The following is a 19,925-nucleotide window of genomic DNA, read 5'->3' on the forward strand; positions in this document are numbered from 1 at the left end:
ATGCGAGTCAACTGCACCATCAACGGAAGAGACATGGAAGCCGACGACGTCTGGGAGGGCGAAAGTCTGCTGTACCTACTGCGCGAGCGCATGGGACTGCCCGGATCGAAGAACGCGTGCGAACAAGGGGAATGCGGTTCGTGCACGGTCTATCTCGACGGTATCCCGGCGTGCGCCTGCCTGGTGGCCGCCGGACAGGTCGAGGGCCGCGAGATCCGTACCGTCGAAGGCCTCGCCGACGGCGACAAGCTGGACCCGATGCAGGAGGCGTTCGTCGAGTGCGGAGCCGTCCAGTGCGGCTTCTGCACCCCCGGACTCGTAGTCCAGGCGCACGATCTCATCGAGCGTGTTCCCAACCCGTCGGACGTCGAGATTCGTGAGTCTCTCGCCGGAAACCTCTGCCGCTGTACGGGATACGAGAAGATTCTGGATGCAGTTCGGCTCGCTGCGACACGAAAGGCCGAGGCAAAATGACCACTGTCATCTCGGGTGCGTACATCGCACCCATCGTCGGTGACGAAATCCCGAACGGCTACCTCGTCGTCGAGGGCACCACGATCAGCGCCATCGGATCGGGCACGGCACCGATCATCCCCGGGGCCGAGACGATCGACGCCTCCGGCTGTCTCGTCACCCCCGGCCTGGTGAACACTCACCATCACCTGTACCAGTGGGCGTCCCAGGGCCTGGCCAAGGACAACACTCTCTTCGAATGGCTTGTCGCACTATACAAGCCATGGTCCAAGATGGACGCCGAGGTGGTCGGTGGTGCTGCCGCAGCCGGGCTGGGATGGCTCGCGAAATCGGGCTGTACCACCAGTACCGATCATCACTACATCTTCCCCCAGGGACGAGGCGACCTGTTCGCCGCCGAGATCGACGCGGCCCAGCGCATCGGTGTGCGGTTCCAACCGTGCCGCGGCTCGATGGACCGGGGTGTGTCCGACGGCGGATTGCCGCCGGACGAGGTGGTCGAGTCGCTCGACGACATCCTCACCGCTACCTCCGACGCCATCGACACCTATCACGATGCCTCCTTCGGTTCGATGCTGCGCATCGCGGTCGCGCCATGTTCGCCGTTCTCCATCAGCAAAGAGCTACTTGTGGAGTCCGCCGGGCTCGCTCGCGCGAAAGGTGTTCGGCTGCATACCCACTTGGCCGAGACCCTCGACGAGGAGGAGCACTGCCTGGCCCAGATGAACTGCACCCCGGTCGAATACATGGAGCAGGTCGGCTGGCTCGGTGACGACGTGTGGTTCGCCCACGCGGTCCACCTGCACGACTCCGACATCGCGAAGATGGCGGCCACCGGCACCGGCACTGCGCACTGCCCGAGTTCCAATGCACGTCTGGGCGCAGGCATCGCGCGGATCTCGGACCTGCTCGCGGCCGGCGCACCCGTCGGCCTCGGTGTCGACGGTTCCGCTTCGGCCGAGATGGTGCCGCTTGCCGGCGAGGTCCGCCAGGCGATGTACATGCAGCGAGCCAAGTACGGTCCGACAGCACTGACCGCGCGTCAGGCACTCGAGATCGGAACTATCGGCGGGGCAACGGTACTGGGCCGTCAGAGCGAGATCGGTTCGCTCGAGGTCGGCAAGCTGGCCGATATCGCGATCTGGCGCACCGACGGGTTCTACTCGGCCGTCGACGATCCCGTCGTGGCATTCGCGTACGGGCAGACACCTCCACTGGCTCGGTTGATGGTGGGCGGTCGAACGATCGTCGAGAACGATGTTCTGACCAGCGCCCCGCAGGACGAAATAGGCCGCGCCGGTGCCGATGCGCACCGTCGCCTCATGAAACTCGCGGAGGACGTGCTGTGAGCGCCCCGACCACTACACCCCGGCAAGTACCCGCCGATATCCCCGCCCCGGGCCGCGGTCGCGTAGGCGACAGCCCGCTCCGGCCCGACGGAACGTTGAAGGTCAAGGGCGAGTTCGCATATTCCTCGGATCTGTTCATCGACGGCATGCTCTGGGGCGCAACGCTTCGCAGCCCACATCCGCGTGCGAAGATCGTTTCGGTCGACATCTCGAAGGCGTTGGCAACGCCCGGCGTCGAGGCGGTGCTCACCCACGAAGACGTACCGGGACGCAAGTGCTTCGGACTCGACCACACGTGGGACCAGCCGGTACTGGCCTTCGACGAGGTACGGCACGAGGGTGAGCCCATTGCTCTGATTGCGGCCGATCATCCCGAAACCGCCAGGCGCGCAATGGAAAAGATCGTCGTGGTCTACGACGTGCTCGAGCCACTCACCGATGCTCGCCGCGCCGCTCTGGATCCGAACTACCCGAAGGTGCAAGAGCGCGGCGGAGTGGCGCGCCATCAGCCGGTGCGCGTCGGCAACGTCGCCACCGCCCGTGCCCGCGCGGATGTGATCGTCAGCAGCGACTTCGCCGTCGGGATCCAGGATCAGGCATTCCTCGGACCCGAATCGGGACTGGCTGTTCCGGCCGAGGACGGCGGAATCGACCTGTACGTCGCGACCCAGTGGATGCACAACGACCTCGCCCAGATCGGCCCGTGCCTCGGACTGCCCGAGGAAAAGATCAGGATGACGCTCGCCGGTGTCGGCGGAGCATTCGGTGGCCGCGAGGACCTCTCGATGCAGATCCATGCGGCGATGCTCGCCATGCACACCGGCAAGCCCGTCAAGATCGTCTACAACCGTTACGAGTCGTTCTTCGGGCACGTACACCGGCATCCGGCGCAGATGCATTACGAGTACGGCGCCACCCGTGACGGCAAGCTCCTGTTCGCCGACGTCGAGATCATCCTCGACGGCGGGGCGTACACCTCCGCTACCCTCAACGTCGTCGGCAATGCGGCATCGCTGGGCGTCGGACCGTACGTCATCCCCAACATCGAGATCGACGCGTACGGGGTGTACACCAACAACCCGCCGTGTGGCGCGATGCGCGGATTCGGCGCAGTGCAGGCATGTTTCGCGTACGAGTCGATGATGGACAAGCTCGGTGAGGCCTGCGGCATCGGACCCGTGGCGATCCGGCAGATCAACGCCGTCAGCCAGGGATCGATCCTGGCCACCGGCCAGGTCATCGAAGCACCAGCCCCACTGGCCGAGATGCTCGCGCGAGCCGAGGCCATGGAACTGCCTGCCCCCGTGGATGCGTCGGACATCCGTAATCTGCCGGGTGGGGCATCGCAGACCACCCACGGCGAAGGCGTCGTGCGCGGGATCGGATACGGCGTCGGCATCAAGAACATCTGCTTCTCCGAGAACTACGACGACTACTCCACCGCCCGCGTTCGACTGGAGGTGATCGGCGGTGAGGCAACAGCATTGGTCCACACCGCTGCCGCCGAGGTGGGCCAGGGACTCGTGACGCTGGAAGCGCAGATCGCGCGCACCGAACTCGGCGTCACGAAGGTCGTCATCCACCCGGCCGACACCAAGGTCGGCAACGCGGGATCATCCTCGGCATCGCGCCAGTCGTACATGACCGGCGGTGCCGTCAAGACCGCGTGCGAGGCCGTCCGCGAGGCGGTATTCGTCCTCGCCGGCCTCTACCTCGGACGTGCTGTGGCCGACCTGAGCCTCGACGGCGGCAAGATCGTCTCGACCACCGACGGCGTGCTGGCGACGATCGAGGATGTACTCGGCGACCGCGTCATCGAGCAGACGCGCGAATTCCACCATCGCCCCACCAGCGGAATGAATCCGGTGACCGGGCAGGGCGCGAGCCACACCCAGCTCGCCCTGTGTGTGCATCGCGCCGTGGTGGACGTCGACGTCGATCTCGGGCTCGTGAAGGTGGTCGAGATGGCCGCCGTCCAGGACGTCGGCAAGATCCTCAACCGACTCTCGCTCGAAGGCCAGATCCACGGCGGCACAGCCCAGGGACTCGGTCTTGCGGTGATGGAGGAGATCGTCGTCGTCGACGGTTTGGTGAAGAACCCGTCGTTCACCGACTACCTCATCCCGACGATTCTCGACATGCCGCCCATGAAGCTGGACATCCTCGAGAATCCGGATCCATTGGCACCGTATGGTCTTCGCGGTGCGGGCGAGCCACCCACCCTCTCGTCGACGCCGGCCGTCGTCGCTGCCATCCGAAACGCCACCGGGCTCGCGTTGACGCGCGTTCCTGTTCGACCCGAACACATCATCAACCCCTGATTCATTCGACGAAACCTTCCAGGGCACAACCGCACCGACGCCAACTCCCCCGGCACGTCGGCCCGGCCCGACGCCCGGCAAGGTTGATCACGCCCTGGGAGGGCCGATCATGACCGATGTACACATACCCAGCACCCGTCGGAGCGGACGAGGTCGATCCCAGATCGACAAGTTCTTCGACATCACGGGACGTGGCTCCACCATCTCGCGCGAGATCCGCGGTGGTGTGACCACATTCGTGGCCATGGCGTACCTGATCGTTCTCATTCCGTTGATCATCGGCGATGCCCGTGACGTCACGGGTGCGACGCTCGATGCGGCACAACTGTCGACGATGGTCGCTCTGTCCGCCGGCCTGACGACGATCCTGATGGGAGTTGTCGGAAACGCGCCCCTCGCGATGGCAGCCGGACTCGGTGTGACGCCCATCGTGGTGTTCCAGGCAGCGCCGTACATGACGTGGCCGCAGGCGATGGGTCTGGTGGTGCTGGAAGGCGTCGTCATCGTCGTCTTCGCACTCACCGGGGTCCGGCAGCTCATCATGGACGCAATTCCCCTGGTGCTCAAGCAGGCGATCGGGGTCGGCATCGGTGCGTTCATCGCCCTTATCGGACTGGTCGACGCCGGTTTCGTCGGTCATCACGAAGCCGCCTCCACCGCAGTCACTCTCGGCACGTTCGGCAAGTTGGCCGGGTGGCCCGTGTTCGTGTTCTGCGTCGGTCTGATCCTGATGATCATGTTGTTCGTCCGCCGAGTGCCCGGTGCGATGCTGATCGGGATCTTCGTCGCCACCAATCTGGCGATCGTACTCAATGCCGTCTTCGACATCGATCCGAAGGCGTGGGGGCCGGTCGTGCCCAAGGTGCCCGATTCCGTCGTCGCCACACCACAATTCGATCTGTTGTTCAACGTCGACTTGTTCGGCGGGTTCGCCCGAGCAGGTGTCGTGACGGCCTCGGTCGTCCTGTTCACGCTCGTACTCTCCGGATTCTTCGACGCCATGGGCACTATCCTCGGAGTCGGGGAAGAAGCGGGCCTGGTCGACAAGCAGGGCAAGATGCCAGGGTTGAGCCGCATTCTGACCGTCGACGGCATCGGAGCCATCGTCGGCGGTGCGATCAACGGTTCGGCGAACACCGCCGTGGTGGAATCCGCGGCCGGTGTGACCGAGGGTGCGAGAACCGGTCTCGCCAGTATCGTGACCGGTGGCATGCTGACTAGCTTGATCTTCTTCACGCCACTGGCGGGGGTCGTACCGGTGGGTGCAGCCGCTCCTGCTCTGGTTCTGGTCGGTGCACTGATGATGACGCACGTCCGCAAGATCGATTGGCAGAACACCGATATCGCGATTCCTGCCTTCCTGACGATCGTGCTGATGCCCTTCACGTACTCGATCACCGTGGGAGTTGCCGCTGGCGTCATCTCGTACACCGTCGTCCGGCTCGCCAAAGGCAAAGCACGCGAGACGCATTGGTTGCTGTATCTGATGTCGGGAATCTTCCTGGTCTACTTCGCCCTGCATCCCATCGAAGAAGCGTTGGGAATCTCGTAACGTGAAAGAGATCGTCGATCGTCTGACCGCCTGGGACCACGCAGGCATTGCCTACGCGGTGGCGACGGTCATCGCGGTATCCGGAAGTGCCCCTCGGCTTCCGGGTGCCGCGATGGCGGTGTGCGCCGACGGGGAGGCAGTCGGCAGTGTCTCCGGTGGCTGCGTCGAAGGCGCTGTGTACGAGCTGTGTCGCGAGGTTCTCGAAACCGGCGAGTCCAAGCGAGAGTCGTTCGGCTACAGCGACGTCGACGCTTTTGCGGTCGGGCTGACTTGTGGGGGAGTGATCGAGGTGTTCGTTCGCCTCGGGCCTCCGCGGGCCGTGTTGGCAGCCGTTGCGTCGGACACTGCAGTGGCGACGGTGACGATGCTCGCCGGGGCCGGGCAGTCGCTTGCGGTCTCGTCCTCGGCAACCATGGGTACCACCGGTTTTTCGGACGTCGATGCAGTTGTCGTCGGCGAGGCGTTGGCGATGCTGGAGTCCGGGGGTACCGGCATCCGCTCGGTGCGGTGTCGGCCGGATCTCGACGTGTTCGTGCAGTCCTACGCCACCGCCCCGCGGCTGCTGATCTTCGGAGCCATCGATTACGCCGCAGCGCTGGCGCGTGTCGGAAAGTTTCTCGGATACCTCGTCACGGTCTGTGATGCACGACCAGTATTCGCCACTGCTGCACGATTTCCCGATGCCGACGAGGTGGTCACCGAATGGCCGCACAGCTACTTGGCACGTACGACTGTCGATGCCCGCACGGTGATCTGCGTACTCACTCACGACGCCAAATTCGATGTGCCGCTGCTCGAGGTGGCCCTGCGCCTGCCGGTGGCGTTCGTAGGGGCAATGGGATCGCGTCGGACCCATGAGGATCGCGCGGCCCGATTGCGTGACGTCGGATTGACCGAGCAGGAGCTCGCACGATTGAAGTCGCCCATCGGCTTGGACCTGGGAGCCCGAACGCCCGAGGAAACTGCGCTGGCCATCGCGGCGGAATTCGTCGCGGCCAGACGCGGGGGTAGTGCGCTGCCATTGACGCACACCGCCGGCCCGATCCACCACGACGCCGAGACTGCCGAATACGCTTAGGCCCACATCACACCCCCACGCACTCCGCCCGGACAGAGCGCCTGCTCAAAGGCCTGAGTCAGGCAAATCTGTTTCTTGTCGGTAGGTCGAGATACGCTTTCCCCAGTTCGAACACATGTTCTTAATTGTTGCTCACCGGGGGGTGAAAAATGGGTGCAGTACCGACCGTGTCGCTGGAGGCGTTGACCGCTGCCGCGCGGGAAGAGAATCGGCATGCGGCCCGAAAGATCGCTGCCTGCTACGACTTCCACCTCACCTGCATCGCGCAGGATGCGAAGCATCGGCAGTACAGCCGGTACGGACGCACCGAACTCGCTGTCGCGTTGGGATGCTCGGCGACGGTCGCCGAGGCCTACATCTCTGCCGGGGTTGCCCTGCGCACCCGTCTGCCGAAGCTTCGGGGAGAATTCGAGGCCGGGGAGATCGACCTTCCGCGAGTGAGGGTGGCGTGCCGGATTCTCGACAACCTCTCCGACGACATCGTGAAGTCGGTCGAGGACGAGATCGTCGAGGCGGCCCGCCGGTCGTCACCGGGTCCACTGGAGAAGGAGATCTGGGACATTCTGCTCCGGGTCGCACCGGAGGAAGCGGCAGCGTTGCGGGAGTTCGCGAAGAAGTTCCGCAATGTTTCGTACGCCCCAGCTGGGGAATTGGCCCGGATCCGAGCAGAATTGACCGCCCCCGAAGCCGCAGCCGCATGGCAGCTCCTGGAGGAAATGGCCGACACGCTCTGCCCGAAAGACCCCCGCGGCAAACAGGAACGACTGTGCGATGCGTTCATGGCCCGGATGCACGGAGAACCCCGGCTGGCATGCCTGTGCCAACGCGCGGACTGCCCGAAGACCGAGACCGAGACCGAGACCGAGACCATATTGCCGGATCGTCGGGTGCCGTTGACGATGATCACCGTCGACATCGCCACTCTCATCGGACTGTTGGCGAATCCTGCGTATCTGGCCGGGCACGGTTCCATCGATCCTGATCTGGCACGAGAGTTGGCCCGCAACAGCCAGTGGCAGATCCTGCTCACCGAAGCAGTGACCCTTGCAGAGAAACTCGGACTGGCGGTGCAGAACTCGGAGACCGGGGAGTGGGAACGACGATCGAACAGTGAGAAGGCGGGAGCTGCAACAGGACCCGAGACGGGAACAGTGGCGGAAACCGACGAAGACGCGGACGCGGACTCGGCTGCAAATGCTGATGCTCATGAGGGAATGCGGTCGGCCACGGATTCGGGTAGGCAGGCTGATTCCTCGACCGAACCGACTTCTGCCAGTTCACCTGCCCCTGCAACAGACAGCACTTCATCACCGGCACTGTCAGACGATGTCGACGAGTTCGGCGATGCTGGGGTAAGCAACGAGTCCGACGAGTCCGCACCCGTACCTGCAGCCGACCCATCGATGACTCCCGACGCAGGTGCGGCCGATCCTGTACGGAAGCACGCAGCAACACGCGCAGGGGCACAGGTGACCGACCCGCTAGCGGAGGCAACATCGGAGACCGGCCATGAGGGAGCTGCGTCGTCCGACCAGCGCCGCCAGGCATCGCTGGCCTCCGCTGCAGCCCTGTTCTGCACCCACACACCCGTCGGCAAAGGCACACGGCACAGCTCTGCCCTCGATCTGCCCTCCGCGATCCAGCGCAGCAACCGGACAACCCCCGCAGCAGGCCACGCACCCGCCAACCGCACGCCCTCCGGCATCTACCTCGGCAACGCGTCCCTCGCCGCGGCCCTCGAAGCCGCCATCGCCGCTGACCCGGCCCTCGGAAAGTCCGTCCGACGCGACCCACTCACCGACCGCGCCCTGATCTATCGGCCCGACGCCCTCACCGCCGCCGCAGTACGCCTGCGCGATCGGCACTGCCGCTTTCCCGGCTGCCACCGACCCGCGGACCGCTGCCAACTCGACCACGTGATCCCGTTCGACCACGCCAACCCGTTGGGCGGCGGCTGGACCACCGTCAACAACCTTCAATGCCTGTGCGAGTTCCACCACAGCGTCAAGACCGCAGGCTACTGGAAGGCAGTCATGCTCCCCGGCGGTGCCATCTTGTGGACATCGACATCGAAGAACACTCGAATCACTCTGTCCGCCAACGGAACATCCGTACCTATCCTCGGCAACGGCCTCCGGCCCTGCATCCCTACCAAACCCAGACGATCCGGCATCATCGCCTATCCCGACCCACCCGACAATCTCGAGCCGGAGCCGGTGCCGGACCCGAATAGCGAAGGGCCTCCACCATTTTGAACGGGTTCACACCAAGAAGAGAGGTCTATCGCGACAGCAATCTACCCGTCGAAAATTCCGAACCTGCGATCCACGACCGTCTCACCACACCCGACAGTCCAAGCCGATCGTAGGCACTCACCGGGTTGCGGTGGTACAGGCGATCCACGTCGACGGTGAACGTCTCGTCGGGCGCGAACACCACAAGGTCTGCAGCGCAACCGACCTCGATGCGTCCGCGATCAGTCATGCCCACCTGATCGGCGGTGTTCGTGGCCATCCACCGCACGATGTCGGTCAGCGCGAACCCACGGGCACGCGCCTCGGTCCACACCGCAGCAAGCGAGACCTGCAACGACGCAATCCCACCCCAGGCATCGCCGAAGTCACCGGTATCGAATCGCTTGAGGTCGGGCGTGCAGGGGGAGTGGTCGGTGACGATCGTGTCGATCGTGCCGTCGTGAAGACCCTGCCACAACGCCTCGCGATTACCGGCCTCGCGGATCGGCGGGCAGCATTTGAACTGAGTCGCGCCCGCCGGCACGCCCTCGGCGTCGAAACACAGGTAGTGCGGGCAAGTTTCGACGGTCACCCGCACGCCGTCCCGCTTCGCCGCCGCAATCATCGGCAGGGCATCCGCGCTCGACAAGTGCAGAATGTGGACCCGACACCCTGTCTGACGGGATAGCTCGATCACCTGCTCGATGGCCCGGTTCTCGGCCGCCCGAGGACGCGATTCGAGGAATCCCGAGTACTCACGGCCCACTGCCGCCGGAGCCTCGGCTATGACCTCGGCGTTCTCGGCATGCACGATCATCAGCCCGTCGAACGACGCGATCTCGATCAGCGCCTTCTCCAGTTCCGGCAGCGTCAGCGGTGGGAACTCGTCCACGCCCGATGCCAACAGGAAGCACTTGAAACCGAAGACTCCTGCGTCGTGCAGCGGTCGCAGCTGCTCGACGTTGCCAGGAACTGCCCCACCCCAGAATCCGACGTTGACGACCGACTTCTCGACCGCCACCCTGCGCTTGATCTCCAACGCCTCAACATCGACCGTCGGCGGAATGCTGTTGAGCGGCATGTCGACGATGGTCGTGATCCCTCCCGCGGCCGCAGCTCGGGTTGCGCTGGCAAAGCCTTCCCATTCGGTTCGGCCCGGATCGTTGACGTGCACGTGGGTGTCGACCAGCCCGGGCAGCAACACCTCGCCCGGCCCGAGCTCGACCACCGTCTTCGCAGATACGCCGGCATCCAGGGAGTCGATTGCGACGATCCGGCCGTTCGAGACAGACACAGTCGCCGCCACCTCACGCCCATCGATCACCGCGCGGGCAGCCCGAATGACCAGATCAGACTGCACTGGAGGCACTCTGGAGCTCGGCGGATTTCCATGCGACATCTGCCGCGTCGAGGGCATCGGCGTCCAGTTCGCCGAACAGTCGCAATCGGGACAAGCCGCCATCGGGATACACGTCGAGCCGCAGGTGTGTGTAGGCCTCGTTCGCGTTGAGCAGGAAGCGGTGACGCGTGTCCGGTTGCACCGCGGTGCGCTCGAGGATCTCGGTCCACGCCGTCGGGTCGGAGGTGTGTCGGCGACGAGAATCTATGGCGCTGAGCCGAACCCACCCCGGGGCGTTGCCGACGTAGTAGCTGGTGTCGACCTCGACGAAGCGCGGAGCGCCAGGTGCCGCAAGCTCGAACACTGCGAAGTCGTTTCCGCCGCCACGTCGGCGGGAGTTCTCCCATCCCTCACCCATGTTGCGTGCCCGCCCGGGCAGGATGATGTTGGCGGGGGAAGAGTAGAAGGCGTCGGAGCAGTCGGTGAGCCTGGCACCGTTCTCGGCGGCGAGCAGATCGATGGTGCCGCCGAGGAAGCGCGGATCCTGCACAACCTCACCGTGCACACGGAACCGGGCCACACCGCCGTCGGGGTAGATCGACAGACGCACATGCGTCCACCGGTGCCGATCGGCTACCTCGTAGGTATTCGCTGTATCACCCACTGCCGCAGACTTGTCGACAATGGTGTGCCACTCTGCCTTCAGCACATCGTCGATGGACGGGTAGCCCTCGATCGACGCGGCTTCGACGGAGACGAACGGCGGGTAGTTTCCGGTGAAGTGTGCGGTGTCGACCACTACACCGTGGACGATTCCCGGCGCACCGAGCCGGACGATCGCCCAGTCGTGGCCGCCCTCATCACGTCGGCGTCGAGTCTCCCAGCCGTCGTACACCTTTCCCTTGTGGCCGAAGTCCGCCGGATCGAACAGCGGGGCGTCGGGCTTGATCAGGTTCTCGCGCTGCGCGAACAGTTCGTCGTTCGCCGCCGAGACGCTGCCGCCGAGTGCCCGCGATGCGAGATCGGTCAGGGAGGTGAAATGAGTGGTACTCATGATATTCCTTCCGAAATGTGTGTGGTGGCCATCGTTTTGCCTACCTCGTGGAGCAGCGCGGCCGCGTCGCGCATGGAGATTCGAGGGTCCGGCTCTAGATCGGCCAACGCATAGGAGGCAACGATCCCGTGAGTGCGCAGCCGGTCCAGGCCGATGACGCTGCGCCCGGCTATGGTGATCACCGGAACACCCGCTTCGCGCGCTGCGTGCGCGACTCCGATGGGTGCCTTGCCGTAGAGGCTCTGCTCGTCCAGCGAGCCCTCGCCGGTGACGACCAGATCGGCCGACGCCAGAGCGCTGCCGAAGTCGATCAGCTCGAGCACCGTCTCGATCCCTGGCTTGGCAACCGCACCGAGTACAGCCATGGCACCGAACGAAGTTCCACCTGCTGCGCCGGTGCCGGCGAGCCCACTGACATCCCGGCCGATCGCGTTGCGCACAAGATGCGCCCACTGCCGCATCCCGTGTTCCAGATACAGCAGCTCCTGCGGTCCGGAACCCTTCTGTGGTCCGTATACCGCTGCTGCTCCGGTAGGGCCTAGCAACGGATTGTCGACATCGCACGCCAACTCGAACACCGCATTCCGAGCCGAAGGCACCAGGCCGGACAGATCGAGGTGAACTGCACCGCGCAGTGGACCACCGCCGAGCGCGACGTCGTTGCCGTCGGCATCGAGGATCCGCGCACCGAGTGCGACGAGCATTCCGGCACCGCCGTCGGTGGATGCGCTGCCGCCGAGCCCGACGACGATACGCCGCGCACCTGAAACAGAGCCGGCACCGAGAGCATGCGCGATGACAGTCCCCAGTCCGAACGTGCTGGCTCCCAGCGCATCCGGCCGTCCGTCCGGCAGGAGCTCGAGTCCGACTGCAGATGCCAGTTCGACGACGGCGGTATCACCGCGACGGGCGTACGACGTCTCGACCGGCTCACCGGTCGGTCCCGAGCACGTAACTGCGATCCGGTCCCAGCCGGCGGCAACGGCTGCGTCGACAGTGCCGTCACCCCCATCGGCGACGGGTAGGCACACCGTCTCGAGGGACGCATCGCCCGCGACCAGACCTTCGGCCAACGCCCGAGCGACCTCGGCCGCGGACAGCGAGCCCTTGAACTTGTCGGGAGCCAGCAGAATTCGCGTCATCTCTAGTCCAGCAGGAGCAGTGCAGTGGGCGCGTCCGCCGACGTGTTGGCCAATTCCTCGAACTCGCCGACGTTGTCGATCTCGGTACCCATCGAGATGTTGGTGACTCGCTCCAGGATGATTTCCACGACGACGGGGACCTTGTGCTCGTTCGCCAGAGTCCTGGCCCGCACGAGTGCCTCACCGATGAGTTCGGGCTCGGTAACACGGAGCGCTTTGCAGCCCAACCCTTCTGCCACCTGCACGTGGTCGACGCCGTAGCCCTTGGGGATGCCGGGCTCAGTGTCCAACGTGTCCTGGTGGTTGATGTTGTCGAATCCCAACTGCACGCAGAAGTCCATGTCGAAGGCGCGCTGCGCCTGCCGGATCAGCCCCAAGTACGAGTTGTTCACCACCACATGCACGTACGGCAGATTGAACTGCGCACCGACAGCCAGCTCCTCGATCATGAACTGGAAGTCGTAATCGCCGGACAGGGCAACGACATTCGCAGTCGGATCAGCAGCTACCGCACCCAGTGCCGCGGGAATGGTCCAGCCGAGTGGGCCGGCCTGCCCGCAGTTGATCCAGTTTCGAGGGGAGTACACGTGCAGGAACTGACCGCCCGCGATCTGCGAGAGCCCGATAGTGCTGATGTAGCGGGTATCGCGATCGAAGACCTTGTTCATCTCCTCGTACACGCGCTGCGGCTTGATCGGCACGTTGTCGAAGTGCGTGCGCCGATGCATCGTGCGCTTGCGGGTTGCGCAGTCGTCCACCCAACCGGACAGATCGCGCAGTGACCCTGCAGCACGACGCTCTTCGGCGACGGCGACGAACTGCTCGAGGGCTGCCTTGGCGTCGGAGATGATGCCGTAGTCCGGTGCGAAGACGCGTCCGATCTGGGTCGGCTCGATGTCGACGTGGACGAACTTCCGGCCCTTGCGGTATGTGTCGAGTCCGCCGGTATGCCGGTTGGCCCAACGGTTTCCGATGCCGAGCACGAAGTCCGAGGCCAGCAGCGTTGCGTTGCCGTATCGGTGCGCGGTCTGCAGACCGACCATGCCCGCCGCGAGGCGGTGATCGTCCGGGATGGTGCCCCAGCCCATCAGCGTCGGGATGACCGGCACGTCGAGGATCTCGGCGAGCTGCACGAGCAGGTCCGACGCATCGGCGTTGATGATGCCGCCGCCGGCCACGATCAACGGGCGCTCGGCAGCCAGGAGCATGTCGATGGCCTTCTCGGCCTGAGCACGCGAGGCGACGGGCTTGTGCACGGGCAGCGACTGGTACGTGTCGGGATCGAAGTCGATCTCGGCCAGCTGCACGTCGATAGGCAGATCGATCAACACCGGACCGGGGCGACCGGACCGCATCAGATGGAATGCCTGCGCGAAGGCACCGGGAACCTGGGCCGGCTCGAGCACCGTCATCGCCATCTTGGTGACGGGTGCCGCGATCGACGCGATGTCGACGGCCTGGAAATCTTCTTTGTGCAGCCGCGCGACCGGGGCCTGGCCGGTGATGGCGAGGATCGGAATCGAGTCGGCCATGGCCGAATACAGCCCGGTGATCATGTCGGTACCGGCCGGACCGGAGGTGCCGATACAGATGCCGATGTTCCCCGGTGCGGCCCGGGTGAAGCCCTCCGCCATGTGTGAGGCACCTTCGACGTGGCGGGCCAACACGTGGCGGATGCCACCGTGATTGCGCATCGCCGCGTAGAACGGGTTGATCGCAGCACCGGGTAGGCCGAATGCGGTCGTTGCACCTTCGAGTTCGAGAATCTTCACTGCGGCATCTGCCGCGCGCATCTTGGCCATGTCAGTTGTCCTTGCTTGTGATCGGGGAGCCCGAGAGGCGAGCGACACCGCGGTACAACGCCGAATGATCAAGTCCACCATCGCCGTTGGCGCGGGCGGAGGCCATCAGCTGCGCCAGCACTGCACCCATGGGAATCACGACGCCCGCTTCACGCGCAGCCGAGGTGACGATGCCGAGATCCTTGTGGTGCAGGTCGATGCGGAACCCGGGCTCGAACGACCGGTCGAGCATCTTCTGGGCCTTCTGGTTCAGCACGGCCGAACCAGCCAGGCCGCCGCCGAGAACCTCTACCGACGCAGCCAGATCGACGCCGTAGGCCTCGAGGAACGCGATCGCCTCCGCGAGCACCTGAATGTTGCCGGCCACGATCAACTGGTTGGCCGCCTTGACCGTCTGCCCGGATCCGCTCGGACCCACGTGCACGACGGTCTTACCGACAACGTCGAGAATTGGTTTGGCCGTGTGGAAGTCGTCCGCGCTGCCACCGACCATGATCGACAGCGTCGCGTTCTCGGCCCCGGCCTGGCCACCGGAGACCGGGGCATCGAGGATCCGGAAGCCGCGCGCAGTCGCGTCGGCGGCCAGTGTGGCGGTGACGTCGGGACGGATGCTGGAGAAGTCGATGATCAGCGCGTCGCGTCGAGCATTGTCGAACACACCGCCTTCACCGGCGAGAACGTCCTGCACATCGGGGGAGTCGGGGACCATGATCGCGACGATGTCGGCGTCGTGGACGGCCTTGGCGATCGAATCGGCAGCGGTGCCGCCGGCCTCGACCAGAGGACCCGTGCGATCGGGGGTCAGGTTGTAGCCGACCACCTGGTGGCCGGCCTTCGCGAGGTGAACGGACATGGGACTGCCCATGATTCCGAGGCCGATGAATGCAATGGTGCTCATGTGAAATCCCTACTTGGTAGTGGTGGCCAGTTCGAGCCACGCGAACGGATCCGGCTGGGTGGCCTTGTATTCGAGTCCGACGTAGCCGTCGTAACCCCGTGCTGCGAGACCGGTGAGCTGCCCGCCGAGATCGAGGCTGCCGGTTCCCGGCTCACCGCGGCCCGGGGAGTCGGCGATCTGTACGTGCCCGATCAGGTCGTGGTGGGACTCGAGTGATGCGGGAACGTCGTCTCCGTTGACGGCGAGGTGGTAGAGGTCTGCAAGCAGGCGGAGGTTGTGTACGTCCTGCTCACGGGCGACACGTCTGATGGTCGCGACGGCACCGGCGGCGGACTTCAGCGGGTAGGCGGGTGCGCCGCTGACCGGCTCCACCAATACGACGCCGCCGATCTTCGCGGCGGCTCTGCCTGCGGCGGCCAGGTTCTCGATCGCGACCTCGTCCTGATCCAGCGGATCCACACCGTCGATGCGGTTGCCGTACAGGGCATTAAATCCTTTGGTGCCCAGCTGCTCGCCGATGCCGACGGTGACGTCGATGTTGTCGCGGAACGCCTGTACCTGCGCCGGATCGGAGAGAATTCCGCGATCACCGGCCGGCATGTCTCCTGCGGCGAAGTTCAGGCCGGTCAGCTGTACGCCCGCATCGCGGACGGACGACACGAATGCATCGACGTCGGCATCGGACGGGACCGGGTTCGAGAACGGCCACCAGAATTCGACGGCCTCGAAGCCGGCGTCGCGGGCACGCTGCGGGCGATCGAGGAGGGGGATATCGGTGAAGAGGATCGAACAGTTGACGGTGTACTGGAGTCGAGAATCAGCAAAGATATTCATGCGCAGTGCCTTTCAGTTCTGAGGTTGCGGCAGTCCGCGGTATCGACGCCAGCTGCCGGCATAGGTGATGTCGGTCAGCTCGTCCGGTTGCGCGTCGAGCACCCCGGGGCGGAGACCGACGCCGAGGACGGAACGCCCGTCCTCGAGCGCAACCACGGTGAGCTCGAGCTCCGGCGGTTCGTCCGGGAGGAATGCCGTACGGATGTCGTCGAGCGGAATGTCGTACAGCTCTCCCTCGATGGCCGCGCCGGCGGTGTGGTCGAGCAGCAGCGCCGGGAATTCGTCCCGCACGGAGAAGAACCGGTAGTTGGGTGTGGTGCGCACTGTCCCCACGAACGGGTGGGACGAGACGTTGTGGTGCAGGCTGCCACCGCGCATTGCGCCACCGTTGCAGAAGAGTTCCGTCATGAAGTGGTGCCTCCTAGGGGACGACTATTCATAGCTAAAGTCCGTCATGCGGAATATTGATTCCGTAATGTGTTTCGAGTGTGGCGTGCACCACGTCGCTCTGTCAAGACCCGTACGCCCAGGCGGCCCTCGCGAACCGCCGAGTTCCGCAGTGCAGCAACACCGAAGGGCTCGACATGGACTGCCATGGATCAACCCTTGACAGTCGGTGTGATCGGTGTCACGCTCGTTTGGTGGAATCAACATTTCGTAATACGGAATCAGAGGCACACGGAGCCGTTGCCGATCTGAACACGGCCTCCGAGGCCGATGCGGTACGCACGCTCTCGCTCTGCCTCGACGTGCCTCGCTGGGTCGAGGGAGTTATCAGCGCCCGCCCGTTCACCGACATGCAGGCCCTGCGTCACGCCGTTCATCACGCTGCCGCACCCTTGACAGCCGACGAAGTACACCGCGCACTTGCGGTACATCCGCGCATCGGCGAGAAACCCGTCAATCACGATGCGAGTGCGGACTACGCGAGCGCCGAACAATCCGGCGTCGACGTCTCCGACGCGAGCGTCGAGCAGCGGCTACGAGCGGGAAATCTGGCCTACGAGAACCGCTTCGGGCAGGTCTTCCTGATCAGGGCCGCCGGCCGGGATGCCGACGCAGTTCTCGACGCTTTGCAGACCAGGCTCGGCAACGACCCCGAGACCGAGGCAGCCGTCGTCGAACACGAACTGCGGGAGATCGCCGAGATTCGCGCAACGGGAAGCCTCGGCAATGCCTGACCCGAGGAGCCACGTGACCGCTCACGTGCTCGATGCTGCGAACGGCGTCCCCGCGCAAGGGATATCGATCTCCCTGGCCGACGCTACAGGTACACAGACAGCCCACGCCGTCACCGACGAACAGGGCAGAGTCTCCTCACTCGGACCGAGCGAACTGACGCCGGGCACCTACCGGCTCACCTTCGCAACCGGCGCGTATTTCGCGGCCCAGCACACCGAATGCTTTCACCCCGAGGTGGTCGTCACTTTCGAGATCACCGCACCCGACCAGCACTACCACATCCCACTTCTGTTGAGCCCGTTCGCTTTCACCACCTATCGAGGGAGCTAGAACCCATGACCATCGTGCTCGGAGCAAACCAGTACGGCAAGGCCGAATGCAGGCTCGTGCGTATCGACCGCGAGACTCCTCGCCACCGCATCACCGACGTCAGCGTCACCTCGCAGCTGCGCGGCGACCTCGACGCCGTCCACATCGAAGGCGACAACGCCCACGTCGTCGCGACCGACACTCAGAAGAACACCGTCTACGCCTTCGCCCGCGACGGCATCGGCGCTATCGAGGACTTCGCACTCCGTCTCGGCGCGCACTTCACCGGCAACTTCCACTGGATCACCGGCGGTCGCTGGGAAATCGAGCAATACCAGTGGTCGCGTATCGCGAACGGTCAAGACGGCTACGACCATTCCTTCGTCAAGGCCGGCGACGAGAAGCGGAACACCATCGTCACGGTCGACGGCGACAACATCTCCATCGTCTCCGGAATCAGCGACCTCGTGGTCCTCAACTCGACGGCGTCGGAGTTCTGGGGTTACCCGAAGGACCGCTACACCACGCTGAAGGAAACCACCGACCGAATCCTCGCGACGTCGGTCAGCGCCCGCTGGCGGTACCTCACCACCGATCTCGATTTCGACAAGACCTTCGACGACGTCCGTTCGATCATGCTCGACGCCTTCGCATCGACTCACTCTCTTGCGTTGCAGCAGAGCCTGTTCCAGATGGGCAAGCAGGTACTCGAGGCGCATCCCGAGATCGGCGAGATCAAGTTCTCGATGCCCAACATCCACCACTTCCTCGTCGATCTGGAGCCGTTCGGACTCGACAACCCCGGTGAGGTCTTCTATGTCGCGGATCGCCCCTACGGTCTGATCGAGGCCACGGTGGAACGCGACGATGCCCCGGACGCAGGCCGCGCCTGGGATACCGTGCCCGGATTCTGCTAGGAGCGAGCCGACATGAAGCTGACGAAACGCGCGTCGACCAAGACCCATGCGCCGCACGACCCCGCCCGTCCCGAGGACGAGCGTTTGTCGATCGGCAGGTCGTACGTCTACGGATTGCAACACATCCTGACGATGTACGGCGGCGTCATCGCACCACCTCTGATCGTCGGCGGCGCAGCGGGATTGACCGGCACCGAGATCGCGCTGCTGGTCTCGGCCGCGTTGTTCGTCAGCGGAGCGGCCACGTTGCTGCAGACACTCGGAGTGCCCTACTTCGGTGCCAAGCTACCTCTGGTACAGGGAATTTCGTTTGCATCGGTGTCGACGATGGTGGCAATCGCAAGCGGCCCGGGTGGACTGAACTCGGTGTTCGGAGCCATCATCGCCGCCGGTGCCATCGGCATCCTCATCACCCCGTTCTTCAGCAAGATCGTTCGCTTCTTCCCACCGGTGGTGACCGGCACGATCATCACCGTCATCGGGATCTCGCTACTGCCCGTTGCGGTTCGGTGGGCGATGGGCGGTGATCAGCAGGCCGCCGACTGGGGCTCGATGTCCAACATCGGTCTCGCGGCGTTCAGCCTCGTGGTGGTTCTGCTCGTGAGCCGGCTCGTACAGGGCACGCTCTCGCGCCTGTCGATCCTCATCGGCATCATCGTCGGCACCCTGTTCGCTGTCCTGGTCGGCAAGGCCGATTTCTCCGGCGTGAGTGACGGTGCCATCTTCAGCTTCCCCGAGCCGTTCGCGTTCGGAGCACCGACATTCCAGGTGGCAGCCATCATGTCGATGGTCGTCGTCATCCTGGTGATCATGACCGAGACCACCGCGGACATCCTGGCCGTCGGTGAGATCGTCGGTACCGACGTCGATGCCCGACGCGTCGGCGACGGACTTCGAGCAGACATGGTCGCCACCACCATCGCTCCCGTGTTCGGCACCTTCCCGGCCAGTGCGTTCGCCCAGAACGTCGGACTCGTGGCCGTCACCGGCATCAAGAGTCGCTACGTCGTCGCAGCCGGCGGCTCGGTGCTGCTGTTCCTCGGCCTCTTCCCCGTCCTCGGGCTCGTCGTGGCATCGGTTCCACTGCCGGTACTCGGCGGCGCGGGCATCGTGTTGTTCGGCTCGGTGGCGGCCAGCGGTATCCGGACGCTGTCCAAGGTCGAGTTCGACGGCAATCTCAACCTCGTCATCGTGGCCGTGGCGATCGGGTTCGGGGTCGTTCCCATCGCCGTGCCGGGCTTCTACGCGGCCTTCCCCGACTGGGTCCACGTGGTGCTCGACTCGGGCATCAGCGCCGCGAGCATCGTGGCCGTCGTGCTGAACATCCTGTTCAACGTCATCACGAAGGGTCAGAAGCCCTCGCCCTCGGTGGTGACCGCTGCACCGCCGGTGGCGACGCGGCATCACCAGTAGAGTTCTTCGGGACGGGTACGACTACGA

Annotated in this window: 17 protein-coding genes; 10 read left to right on the plus strand and 7 right to left on the minus strand. The window is 64.7% G+C overall.

Going from position 1 to position 19,925, the window contains the following annotated elements; genetic code table 11:
* The 6 genes from CH268_RS02185 (at position 1) to CH268_RS02210 (ending at position 9,029) form a co-directional block, all read left to right on the plus strand.
* The gene (locus CH268_RS02185) at positions 1–474 is read left to right on the plus strand and encodes a (2Fe-2S)-binding protein (RefSeq protein ID WP_032402213.1); all 474 of its coding nucleotides are present in this window, start codon (positions 1–3) and stop codon (positions 472–474) included.
* Positions 471–1,823: an 8-oxoguanine deaminase gene (locus CH268_RS02190; RefSeq protein ID WP_094662278.1), complete on the plus strand. Its 1,353-nt coding sequence runs from the start codon at positions 471–473 to the stop codon at positions 1,821–1,823. Before CH268_RS02185 ends, CH268_RS02190 begins: the two co-directional genes overlap by 4 nt.
* Entirely contained in the window at positions 1,820–4,144 is a 2,325-nt protein-coding gene (locus tag CH268_RS02195) for a xanthine dehydrogenase family protein molybdopterin-binding subunit (RefSeq protein ID WP_255182273.1), read from the plus strand. Before CH268_RS02190 ends, CH268_RS02195 begins: the two co-directional genes overlap by 4 nt.
* A gap of 109 nt (positions 4,145–4,253) precedes the next feature.
* On the plus strand, positions 4,254–5,696 hold the full coding sequence (locus CH268_RS02200; RefSeq protein ID WP_094662280.1) for an NCS2 family permease: 1,443 nt from the start codon (positions 4,254–4,256) through the stop codon (positions 5,694–5,696).
* Position 5,697: 1 nt separating this feature from the next.
* A complete protein-coding gene (locus CH268_RS02205) occupies positions 5,698–6,774 on the plus strand; it encodes an XdhC family protein (protein WP_217900892.1) in 1,077 nt (358 codons plus the stop codon).
* Between the two features lie 149 nt (positions 6,775–6,923).
* Positions 6,924–9,029 (plus strand): HNH endonuclease signature motif containing protein, encoded by a 2,106-nt coding sequence (locus CH268_RS02210; protein WP_094662282.1) that lies wholly within the window; start codon positions 6,924–6,926, stop codon positions 9,027–9,029.
* A 25-nt stretch (positions 9,030–9,054) separates the two neighbouring features.
* Here CH268_RS02210 and allB read toward each other — a convergent pair whose 3' ends face one another.
* The 7 genes from allB to CH268_RS02245 are packed head-to-tail and all read right to left on the minus strand — an operon-like array spanning position 9,055 to position 16,485.
* A complete protein-coding gene (gene allB / locus CH268_RS02215; protein ID WP_094662284.1) occupies positions 9,055–10,407 on the minus strand; it encodes an allantoinase AllB in 1,353 nt (450 codons plus the stop codon).
* Complete coding sequence (gene alc, locus CH268_RS02220; RefSeq protein ID WP_094662286.1) at positions 10,358–11,401, minus strand: allantoicase; 1,044 nt, start codon at positions 11,399–11,401, stop codon at positions 10,358–10,360. The genes allB and alc overlap by 50 nt, the downstream gene beginning before the upstream one ends.
* Positions 11,398–12,543, minus strand: a complete 1,146-nt coding sequence (locus CH268_RS02225; protein ID WP_094662288.1) for a glycerate kinase — start codon at positions 12,541–12,543, stop codon at positions 11,398–11,400. The genes alc and CH268_RS02225 overlap by 4 nt, the downstream gene beginning before the upstream one ends.
* A gap of 2 nt (positions 12,544–12,545) precedes the next feature.
* Complete coding sequence (gene gcl, locus CH268_RS02230; protein ID WP_094662289.1) at positions 12,546–14,345, minus strand: glyoxylate carboligase; 1,800 nt, start codon at positions 14,343–14,345, stop codon at positions 12,546–12,548.
* A 1-nt stretch (position 14,346) separates the two neighbouring features.
* On the minus strand, positions 14,347–15,243 hold the full coding sequence (locus tag CH268_RS02235; RefSeq protein WP_094662291.1) for a 2-hydroxy-3-oxopropionate reductase: 897 nt from the start codon (positions 15,241–15,243) through the stop codon (positions 14,347–14,349).
* Positions 15,244–15,252: 9 nt separating this feature from the next.
* On the minus strand, positions 15,253–16,077 hold the full coding sequence (locus tag CH268_RS02240; RefSeq protein WP_094662293.1) for a hydroxypyruvate isomerase family protein: 825 nt from the start codon (positions 16,075–16,077) through the stop codon (positions 15,253–15,255).
* 12 nt (positions 16,078–16,089) lie between these two features.
* On the minus strand, positions 16,090–16,485 hold the full coding sequence (locus CH268_RS02245) for an allophanate hydrolase-related protein (protein WP_032385160.1): 396 nt from the start codon (positions 16,483–16,485) through the stop codon (positions 16,090–16,092).
* Positions 16,486–16,718: 233 nt separating this feature from the next.
* Here CH268_RS02245 and uraD point away from each other — a divergent pair, with 233 nt between their 5' ends.
* The 4 genes from uraD to CH268_RS02265 are packed head-to-tail and all read left to right on the plus strand — an operon-like array spanning position 16,719 to position 19,898.
* Positions 16,719–17,258, plus strand: a complete 540-nt coding sequence (gene uraD / locus CH268_RS02250; protein ID WP_255182274.1) for a 2-oxo-4-hydroxy-4-carboxy-5-ureidoimidazoline decarboxylase — start codon at positions 16,719–16,721, stop codon at positions 17,256–17,258.
* The gene (gene uraH / locus CH268_RS02255; protein WP_094662295.1) at positions 17,251–17,589 is read left to right on the plus strand and encodes a hydroxyisourate hydrolase; all 339 of its coding nucleotides are present in this window, start codon (positions 17,251–17,253) and stop codon (positions 17,587–17,589) included. The genes uraD and uraH overlap by 8 nt, the downstream gene beginning before the upstream one ends.
* A 5-nt stretch (positions 17,590–17,594) precedes the next feature.
* Positions 17,595–18,485 (plus strand): factor-independent urate hydroxylase, encoded by an 891-nt coding sequence (gene pucL / locus CH268_RS02260; RefSeq protein WP_094662297.1) that lies wholly within the window; start codon positions 17,595–17,597, stop codon positions 18,483–18,485.
* Between the two features lie 12 nt (positions 18,486–18,497).
* Positions 18,498–19,898 (plus strand): nucleobase:cation symporter-2 family protein, encoded by a 1,401-nt coding sequence (locus tag CH268_RS02265; RefSeq protein WP_094662299.1) that lies wholly within the window; start codon positions 18,498–18,500, stop codon positions 19,896–19,898.
* Positions 19,899–19,925: the final 27 nt, after the last annotated feature.

It is taken from the genome of Rhodococcus sp. 06-1460-1B, from assembly GCF_002258475.1.
Taxonomy (GTDB): Bacteria; Actinomycetota; Actinomycetes; order Mycobacteriales; family Mycobacteriaceae; genus Rhodococcoides; species Rhodococcoides fascians.